The sequence below is a fragment of the Vibrio genomosp. F10 str. 9ZD137 genome, assembly GCF_049974785.1.
In the GTDB taxonomy this organism is placed as follows: domain Bacteria; phylum Pseudomonadota; class Gammaproteobacteria; order Enterobacterales; family Vibrionaceae; genus Vibrio.
On the sequence record NZ_JBNGCJ010000517.1, the window covers coordinates 1 to 8,769 of the forward strand.

Annotated in this window: 8 protein-coding genes; 5 read left to right on the top strand and 3 right to left on the bottom strand. The window is 42.8% G+C overall.

The features are described from left to right. Both ligA and zipA read right to left on the bottom strand, forming a co-directional pair. Nucleotides 1-1,265, bottom strand: a 1,265-nt coding sequence (ligA, locus tag ACP45E_RS12560) for an NAD-dependent DNA ligase LigA (RefSeq protein WP_069585061.1), incomplete at its 3' end; no start/stop codon positions are given. A gap of 113 nt (nt 1,266-1,378) precedes the next feature. Beyond that, the gene (zipA, locus tag ACP45E_RS12565) at nt 1,379-2,356 is read right to left on the bottom strand and encodes a cell division protein ZipA (protein WP_069585064.1); all 978 of its coding nucleotides are present in this window, start codon (nt 2,354-2,356) and stop codon (nt 1,379-1,381) included. A gap of 224 nt (nt 2,357-2,580) precedes the next feature. Here zipA and cysZ point away from each other — a divergent pair, with 224 nt between their 5' ends. From cysZ to crr, 5 genes are all read left to right on the top strand, one after another. Further along, on the top strand, nt 2,581-3,324 hold the full coding sequence (cysZ, locus tag ACP45E_RS12570; protein ID WP_017038837.1) for a sulfate transporter CysZ: 744 nt from the start codon (nt 2,581-2,583) through the stop codon (nt 3,322-3,324). Nucleotides 3,325-3,480: 156 nt separating this feature from the next. Further along, nucleotides 3,481-4,446: a cysteine synthase A gene (cysK, locus tag ACP45E_RS12575; protein ID WP_017034686.1), complete on the top strand. Its 966-nt coding sequence runs from the start codon at nt 3,481-3,483 to the stop codon at nt 4,444-4,446. Nucleotides 4,447-4,745: 299 nt separating this feature from the next. Beyond that, entirely contained in the window at nt 4,746-5,003 is a 258-nt protein-coding gene (locus ACP45E_RS12580) for an HPr family phosphocarrier protein (protein WP_017034687.1), read from the top strand. A 138-nt stretch (nt 5,004-5,141) separates the two neighbouring features. After that, nucleotides 5,142-6,866 (top strand): phosphoenolpyruvate-protein phosphotransferase PtsI, encoded by a 1,725-nt coding sequence (gene ptsI / locus ACP45E_RS12585; protein WP_017034688.1) that lies wholly within the window; start codon nt 5,142-5,144, stop codon nt 6,864-6,866. Between the two features lie 126 nt (nt 6,867-6,992). Further along, entirely contained in the window at nt 6,993-7,502 is a 510-nt protein-coding gene (gene crr / locus ACP45E_RS12590) for a PTS glucose transporter subunit IIA (protein WP_017034689.1), read from the top strand. Nucleotides 7,503-7,758: 256 nt separating this feature from the next. Here the strand turns inward: crr and ACP45E_RS12595 are convergent. Then, the coding region (locus ACP45E_RS12595; RefSeq protein WP_069585067.1) for an FAD-dependent monooxygenase at nt 7,759-8,769 on the bottom strand (1,011 nt) is incomplete at its 5' end.

Genomic DNA, 8,769 nt, shown 5'->3' on the forward strand with positions numbered 1-8,769 from the left:
TCTCCTTCCAATCGTTCAATATCAGACTGACACACGGGGCAATGGGTTGGGAATACAATATCTCGGCACTGTTCATCTCTACGCTCCACGATTACCGATGCGATTTGAGGTATCACATCACCCGCGCGGCGTATGATCACGGTATCGCCAATTTTCACCCCTAAACGTTCTATTTCATCGGCATTGTGCAAGGTAGCATTGCTCACCGTAACCCCACCCACAAAAACAGGTTCAAGCTTTGCAACTGGGGTAATGGCACCGGTTCGACCTACTTGGAATTCAACATCGTTTAGCTTAGTCAGCTCTTCCTCGGCGGGGAATTTATAGGCAATCGCCCATCTTGGAGCCCTTGCGACAAACCCCAATGCATTTTGTTGTTCGATGTCATCTACTTTTATGACCACACCGTCTATTTCATATTCCAACTCGCTGCGGCGCTCTAATATGTCTTTGTAATACTGTTTTACATCATCTAACGAACCGACCTGCTTTGTTGCCGCACACATGGGCAATCCCCAGCTTTTTAACTGAAGGAAACGATGATAATGACTGCTTGATAATTCACCACCTTCGACAATGCCGACACTGTATGCATAAAAACTCAGCGGTCTCATGGCAGCAATCTTTGAATCTAACTGACGAAGACTGCCCGCCGCTGCATTTCTCGGGTTCACAAACACTTTATCGCCTTTACGAAGCGCTTCTTGGTTCATTTTTTCAAACCCTGCTTTAGGTAAAAAAACTTCACCTCGAACTTCTATGCGGCGTGGCCAGCCTTCACCTTGTAACTTCAATGGAATGGCTTTGATCGTTCGAGCGTTCTCTGTCACATTCTCGCCTGTCGCCCCATCTCCACGCGTCGCCGCCTGTACTAATACGCCATTCTCATACAAGAGACTTATCGCGAGCCCATCGAGCTTCGGCTCACAGCAATAGTGTTCCACCCGATCCCCAGCCAGTCGATCGCTCAGACGTTTTTGAAACGAATCTAAATCAGCGTCACTAAACGCGTTATCAAGTGACAGCATTGGCATTTCATGCGTTACCTGTTCAAAACCTTCTAGGGGCTTTCCACCTACACGTTGACTCGGAGAATCAACCGTCATTAATTCAGGGTGTTTTTCTTCTATCTCTAGTAACTCGCGCATCAATCTGTCGTATTCCGCATCAGGGAGCTCTGGGGCATCTTCTACATAATATTTGACCGCATGGTAATGAAGCGTATTTTTGAGTTGGGTTAGTTTGTCAGCGATTAGATCAGACATAATATTCTCTAGACAGGTAATTAGATGTGTGAATGACAACAATAAAAAAGGCCCCAATCAGGAGCCTCCTTTGTAAAAATCGTTTTTGTTACTTCTATCTTAGGCTCTTAAACTCAAGCAGGCAAAGCCGTTTTAAACTCTTGAATTTGTCGTCGATACGCAGACAGCCTATCTGGGGTCATAAGATTGCGTCGATCATCGAGAACGTTCCCCCCCAAGTCATCGGCTATTTGTTGCGCGGTTCTTAAGAGCAGGTTGAAGTTTTGCTCTGCGTCACCGTAGCAAGGTAACGTCATAAAGAAAGAAATACCTTTGGTCGAAAAATCAGCTGGGTCATCATGTTTTAGTGTCCCCGGTTGCATCATATTCGCCACACTAAACAAAACCTTACTCGTTGGTGAAGCATCGGCATGGCGATGGAATATATCCATATCGCCATAGCTCAAGTCGTTTCGCTCCATGCTATCGAAAAGTTTAATACCAGTAAAAGGACTGTCTCCAGCACAATGAACATTAAGGACGATGACCTCTAGTTCAGGCTCAGGGCTTTCACCAACATCCTCAGTGATGTCAGTCACATCCGTCACATCAGTCACATCAGTCACATCAGTCACATCAGTCATTTTACTTTCATTAACCACGCTGAGTGTGTCATCAGATATGCTATCTGATTGTTCCAATGGGTTAACACGGCGCTCAACAGTGAACTCTGTATCGTCTATTGCACTAAAAGAAGGTATTTCCTGATCATCTCGGTCGGTGTCTTGAGCATTGGTAATGATGGGTTCAAGATGAGATTCATAGCTGTCGATAAGAGGATCAGAGTCAATCAAAGGATCAGCATCCATCGATATATCATTTTGAAAGTTCGGCGCTTTCGGCTTTTTACGAACCACTTCATAATCGTCTTCAGGAGCAAACCCACGCTCGGGGGTGTCTTCTATTTCTTCTTTTGTTGTCTTCAATTTACCGAGTGGTTTATCACCGAACTTGGTTTTCCCTTCTTTTTTACTGGTCCATAGACCATGAAACAGTAACGCTGCTATCGCCAATGCGCCGACAATAATAAGTACGAATCGCAATTCCTGCATACTTAACTCTCAATAACTTGATGATAAATTTAATGATAGAACGAACTGTATTCCGTTCACATCAAGGGAAAAAACCTAAATACTGGTGTTACTCTACCAAAACTCATGACTCTTTTAGAACAAATTAATGTAATAAGTTCAACCTTGATTAGAATTTCATCCTCTTTTTTTATTAACAAAGTTAAGTAGAATAGAGAATACGACACAAAAAGGGTAATTTCTGAATGGACGATAAGTCTTTACAACGAAGTGGGTTTGGGTATTTTTTCTATGGGTTAGAGTTAGCATTAACGCCTGGAATTCGTCGATTTGTTCTTATGCCTCTGATGGCGAATATTATTCTGGTGGGCGGCGCACTCTTTTATCTCTTTTCCAATATGGACAATTGGATAACTCAGTGGATGGCACAACTGCCCGAATTTCTAACTTGGCTCAGCTATATTCTTTGGCCACTCATTGTAATTACCGTTTTAGCCACGTTTTCCTATTTCTTTAGCACATTAGCTAACTTCATTGCCGCCCCATTTAATGGACTACTGGCTGAAAAAGTCGAAGAACACTTAATCGGGAATTCGATTAACGACGATGGCCTTCTTTCTTTAGTTAAGGATCTGCCTCGTGTTTTTGCACGCGAATGGAGAAAACTCCTTTATGTTATTCCTAAAGCCATTGGATTATTTTTATTGCTGCTTATTCCTGCCTTTGGGCAAACCCTAGGCCCAATTTTATGGTTTGTATTTACAGCTTGGATGCTTGCTATTCAGTATTGTGATTACCCATTCGATAACCACAAGGTTGAGTTCAATCAAATGCGACACAATTTGAAACAAAATCAAACCAAAACCTACAGCTTTGGGGCTTTGGTTGCTGTTTTCACCACGATTCCAATTCTAAACCTCATTGTCATGCCAGTTGCTGTTTGCGGTGCAACCGCTATGTGGGTAGCAGAATATAAAAATAAAATCTGATCGAAACCCTAGCAGACACCTCTGTTTGCTAGGGTGCATTTGCCAGATAACCTACCTTGCTTCTATATGTTATAACTTTTTAATCCTTTTCCGTTTTTTACTTAGCGCATATTCTTCTACACATATTCACAAAACGTGTAATGAAGGAACATCGACATGAGCAAGATCTACGAAGACAATTCACAAACAGTTGGTAACACTCCACTTGTCCGCTTAAACAAGGTCAGCAACGGTAAAGTACTGGCTAAAGTAGAAGCCCGTAACCCAAGCTTCAGTGTTAAGTGCCGTATTGGTGCTAACATGATTTGGGAAGCAGAAAAAGCAGGAACACTAAAAGAAGGTGTTGAGCTGGTTGAGCCAACGAGTGGTAACACTGGTATCGCCTTAGCTTTCGTAGCAGCAGCTCGTGGATACAAACTGACGCTGACTATGCCTGAATCAATGAGCCTAGAGCGCCGTAAATTGCTTAAAGCGCTAGGCGCAAAACTGGAACTGACAGAAGCGGCAAAAGGCATGAAAGGCGCCATTGCTAAAGCGGAAGAGATCGTTGCTTCAAACCCTGATAAATACCTATTACTTCAGCAGTTCAATAACCCAGCAAACCCACAAATTCACGAAAAAACGACGGGCCCAGAAATCTGGGATGCGACAGATGGTGACGTTGATGTTCTTGTTTCTGGTGTTGGAACGGGTGGTACCATTACAGGTACAAGCCGCTTCCTGAAAAGCAAGAAAGACACAATAACTTCCGTTGCAGTAGAGCCATCTGAATCACCAGTGATTGCTCAAGTACTAGCCGGTGAAGAAGTGAAGCCAGCTCCACACAAAATTCAAGGTATCGGTGCAGGTTTTATCCCTGGGAACCTAGATTTAGAATTACTTGACCGCGTTGAAGCTGTGACTTCAGAAGAAGCGATTGAAATGGCCCAACGCCTAATGAAAGAAGAAGGTATTCTTGCGGGAATTTCTTCTGGTGCGGCTATTGTTGCTGCTAATAGAATTGCAGAACTGCCTGAATTTGCAGGAAAAACTATCGTTGCCGTACTACCAAGTTCAGGTGAGCGTTACCTAAGTACAGCCCTATTTGCAGGTATCTTTGGAGAGAAAGAGAACCAGCAGTAATATGTGGTCAAATCAATTTTTACTACAAAAAAGCCCCTTTTAGGGGCTTTTTTGTTGATCCCTGCCGCACCTTTGGTACTATCAAGACGGTTTTATTTTTAGCTTCAAAATAAAGAAGCGATAAACATATTTAGACAATGGCGAATCTCCATATGGATAAGAATCGTGGTTGCATAACTTTGATCTAGTATCAGTTCTGACACGGAAACGACGTTACTCAGGTAGCAGAAAGTTGTTGAAAGAGTTAAGCTAAATTAGACGAATAAACTAACAAAAAATAAATCAATTGGGGTAATAACATGTACGAGAAGCAAGTAGAAATCACTGCAGAAAATGGCCTTCACACACGTCCTGCTGCACAGTTCGTTAAAGAAGCAAAAAGTTTTGATGCGGACATCACTGTGACTTCTAACGGTAAAAGCGCTAGCGCTAAGAGCCTTTTCAAGCTGCAAACTCTTGGCCTAGTTAAAGGCACAAAAGTCACTATTTCAGCTGAAGGCCCTCAAGCACAACAAGCTGTTGACCACCTAGTAGCACTAATGGACCAGCTACACTAATCCGGTCCCCTATTTTTAAAGCCATTTTGTGAAAACAAAATGGCTTTATTGGAAATAGGGTAAAAAGTGAGCTACAACTTATCGTTAGCACTTTAGTTACACTCTCCCGTTTACAGTTGACCAATTTAAGGTAAGGCTATGATTTCAGGCATCCTAGCATCTCCAGGTATTGCTTTTGGTAAAGCACTACTTCTTCAAGAAGATGAAATTGTCCTAAATACACATTCGATTTCAGACGACCAAGTCGAAGCTCAAGTACAGTGCTTCTTTGACGCTCGTAATAAATCCTCTGCACAGTTAGAAATGATCAAGCAAAAAGCGCTTGAAACATTCGGTGAAGAAAAAGAAGCGATCTTTGAAGGTCACATTATGCTTCTTGAAGATGAAGAGCTAGAGGAAGAAATCCTAGCACTCATCAAAAAAGACAAAATGCATGCTGATAACGCAATTCATACCGTTATCGAAGAGCAAGCATGTGCGCTAGAATCTCTAGACGACGAATACTTAAAAGAACGTGCAACCGATATTCGCGATATTGGTACACGTTTCGTTAAAAATGCACTAGGCATCAACATCGTTTCTCTAAGCGATATTGATGAGCAAGTTATCCTAGTTGCTTACGACCTAACGCCATCAGAAACAGCACAAATTAACCTCGATTATGTACTTGGTTTTGCTTGTGACATTGGCGGTCGTACTTCTCACACTTCTATCATGGCTCGCTCACTTGAACTTCCAGCTATCGTTGGTACTAACGATATCACTAAGAAAGTGAAAAATGGCGACATGCTAGTGCTAGATGCGATGAACAATAAAATCATCGTTAACCCTTCTGACGCTGAACTAGCAGAAGCGAAGAAAATCAAAGCCGATTTTGAAGCAGAAGCGGCAGAACTAGCAAAACTTAAAGACTTACACGCAGAAACTCTAGACGGACACCGTGTAGAAGTTTGTGGCAACATCGGTACGGTAAAAGACTGTGATGGTATTTTACGTAACGGTGGTGAAGGCGTTGGTCTGTACCGTACAGAATTCCTATTCATGGACCGTACCGCGCTTCCTACAGAAGAAGAGCAATACGTTGCTTACAAAGAAGTAGCCGAAGCGATGGAAGGCGAGTCCGTGATCATCCGTACTATGGATATCGGTGGCGATAAAGATCTTCCATACATGGATCTTCCTCAAGAGATGAACCCATTCCTAGGCTGGCGTGCAGTACGTATCAGTTTAGACCGTCGTGAAATCCTACGCGATCAACTGCGTGGTATTCTACGTGCATCTGCACACGGTAAACTGCGTATCATGTTCCCAATGATCATCTCTGTTGAAGAAATTCGTGAGCTTAAAAAAGCCATCGAAGAATACAAAGTTGAACTTCGCGCTGAAGGCTTAGCATTCGACGAAGAGATTGAAATTGGTGTTATGGTTGAAACGCCAGCCGCAGCCGCGATTGCACATCACCTTGCTAAAGAAGTGTCATTCTTCTCTATCGGTACTAACGATCTGACTCAGTACACGCTAGCCGTTGACCGTGGTAACGAGATGATTTCTCACCTATACAACCCACTATCTCCAGCGGTTCTACTTGTTATCAAACAAGTCATCGATGCTTCTCACAAAGAAGGCAAATGGACAGGTATGTGTGGTGAGCTAGCGGGTGATGAACGTGCAACGCTATTGCTTCTTGGTATGGGCCTAGATGAATTCTCAATGAGCGGCATCTCAATCCCTAAAGTGAAGAAAGTTATCCGTAACTCTAACTTCGCCGAAGTTAAAGCGATGGCTGAAGAAGCGCTTTCACTAGCGACTGCTGCTGAAATTGAAGCTTGTGTAGACAAGTTCATTGCAGAGAAAACTCAATAATCTGCTGATATATGCCTACTATCATAAGCGACAAAAAGAGTTAGACGACTAAAAGTAGTCGTCTATTGTTTATGATTGGTATACTATATTTGACAGAATAAAACTAAACGTTAGGAGCATGACACAATGGGTCTGTTTGACAAACTTAAAAAGCTTGTATCTGATGACAGCGCTGACGCTGGTGCTATCGAAATCATCGCACCACTTTCAGGTGAAATCGTAAATATCGAAGATGTGCCAGATGTGGTTTTCGCTGAGAAAATCGTTGGCGACGGTATCGCGATCAAGCCAGCTGGTGACAAAATGGTAGCTCCTGTAAACGGTACTATCGGTAAGATTTTCGAAACTAACCACGCATTCTCTATCGAGTCTGACGATGGTGTTGAACTATTTGTTCACTTCGGTATCGATACTGTTGAGCTAAAAGGTGAAGGCTTCACTCGCGTAGCTGAAGAAGGTCAATCTGTTAAAGCTGGTGACACTATCATCACTTTCGACCTAGCGCTTCTAGAAGAGAAAGCTAAATCGACACTTACTCCAGTTGTTATCTCTAACATGGACGAAATCAAAGAGCTGAACAAGCTTTCTGGTTCTGTCACTGTTGGAGAGAACCCGGTGCTACGCGTAACTAAGTAATGACGACTTGCTTATAAGTTCGTGATGAATACAAAAACGCTGCCTTTGGGCAGCGTTTTTATTTGAAATCTATTATTTTATCTTGCTTTAGTTTCGGTCACAGATTCATGCTTGCCCTTCTGTTTTTTTAAAATACATGGCTTTAAATACAATGCTTTAAATAGACAGTTCTAAAGCAAGTGGACTTCAAAGCACTTTACTTCAGCCCTATTTACAGCAAAAAAATGTACTTCAAACCCGTTTAGCTCACACTCATTTACTTCAAGCCAACCGCATATTTTAGGACTTCTTTTTTCAGTACCCCTGAATTATCCGCAATTTTTAATAACCCATTTCGAGCAAACCGAGTAATGGGGTTCAGCGAACTAAAGCCTTTATAGAATACATCCATCCCGGTTTGCATGATCAGGTTGTCACGTCGGCGTTTCTTTTCATATTTAAGTAAACTGTCGTTATCGATGGGCTGCCCATCCGTTTCTTCTAGCAAAGCCAGCGCATCTTTGAAACCAAGGTTCACTCCTTGCCCCGCTAACGGGTTGATGGTGTGGGCGGCATCCCCAACCAATACACAATGGTTTCTCACATACTGCTGAGCATGTCTTCTGGTTAAAGGGAAAGCGCCACTTTCCACAATGTTTATATCACCCAATTCTTGCGGGAAGTGTGTGATTACTTGTTCTTTCAACTGTGTTTTATCCATCGCCTTTAACTGACGAATACGCTTGGGTGCGTCGTACCAAACTAATGAAGCGTTGTGACCACCAAGTGGAAGAAAAGAGCGAGGGCCAGAAGGAAAAAACTGTTGCCATGTGATGTCCTGCTGTGATTTCTGTGTCGTCACATTAATTAACATGCAATGTTGGCGATAATCCCACGCGGTGATACCAATACCGGCAAAACCTCTCACTTGAGAATTTGCTCCATCTGCACCGATCACCCAATCACATTCAATAACCTCACCCGATTCAAGAATAATCTTACTTGTCACACCAAATTCGATCGTTTTCAAACGGTCAGGACACAGCAGCGTTAGATTTGAATATCGCTCAAACTCTTGCCATAAACCCAACTGAATAACGCGATTTTCAACCATAAAGCCAAGCTCTGACAAACCGAGTAAATCAGAATGAAATGCAGTTCGGCACTGTTCATGCTCCCAGGTTTCAAGACCTCGATATGGGCAAATACGCATAGCCGAGATATTATCCCAAGCACCGAGCTTATCGAGTAGAGATACCGATGCATGAAGATCGGACGAGCGGTTCAG

Coding starts and splice junctions, on each gene's coding strand:
- ACP45E_RS12580 (WP_017034687.1), top strand. CDS start 4,746: ATGTACGAGAAGCAAGTAGAAATCACTGCAGAAAATGGCCTTCACACA.
- zipA (WP_069585064.1), bottom strand. CDS start 2,356: ATGCAGGAATTGCGATTCGTACTTATTATTGTCGGCGCATTGGCGATA.
- crr (WP_017034689.1), top strand. CDS start 6,993: ATGGGTCTGTTTGACAAACTTAAAAAGCTTGTATCTGATGACAGCGCT.
- cysZ (WP_017038837.1), top strand. CDS start 2,581: ATGGACGATAAGTCTTTACAACGAAGTGGGTTTGGGTATTTTTTCTAT.
- cysK (WP_017034686.1), top strand. CDS start 3,481: ATGAGCAAGATCTACGAAGACAATTCACAAACAGTTGGTAACACTCCA.
- ptsI (WP_017034688.1), top strand. CDS start 5,142: ATGATTTCAGGCATCCTAGCATCTCCAGGTATTGCTTTTGGTAAAGCA.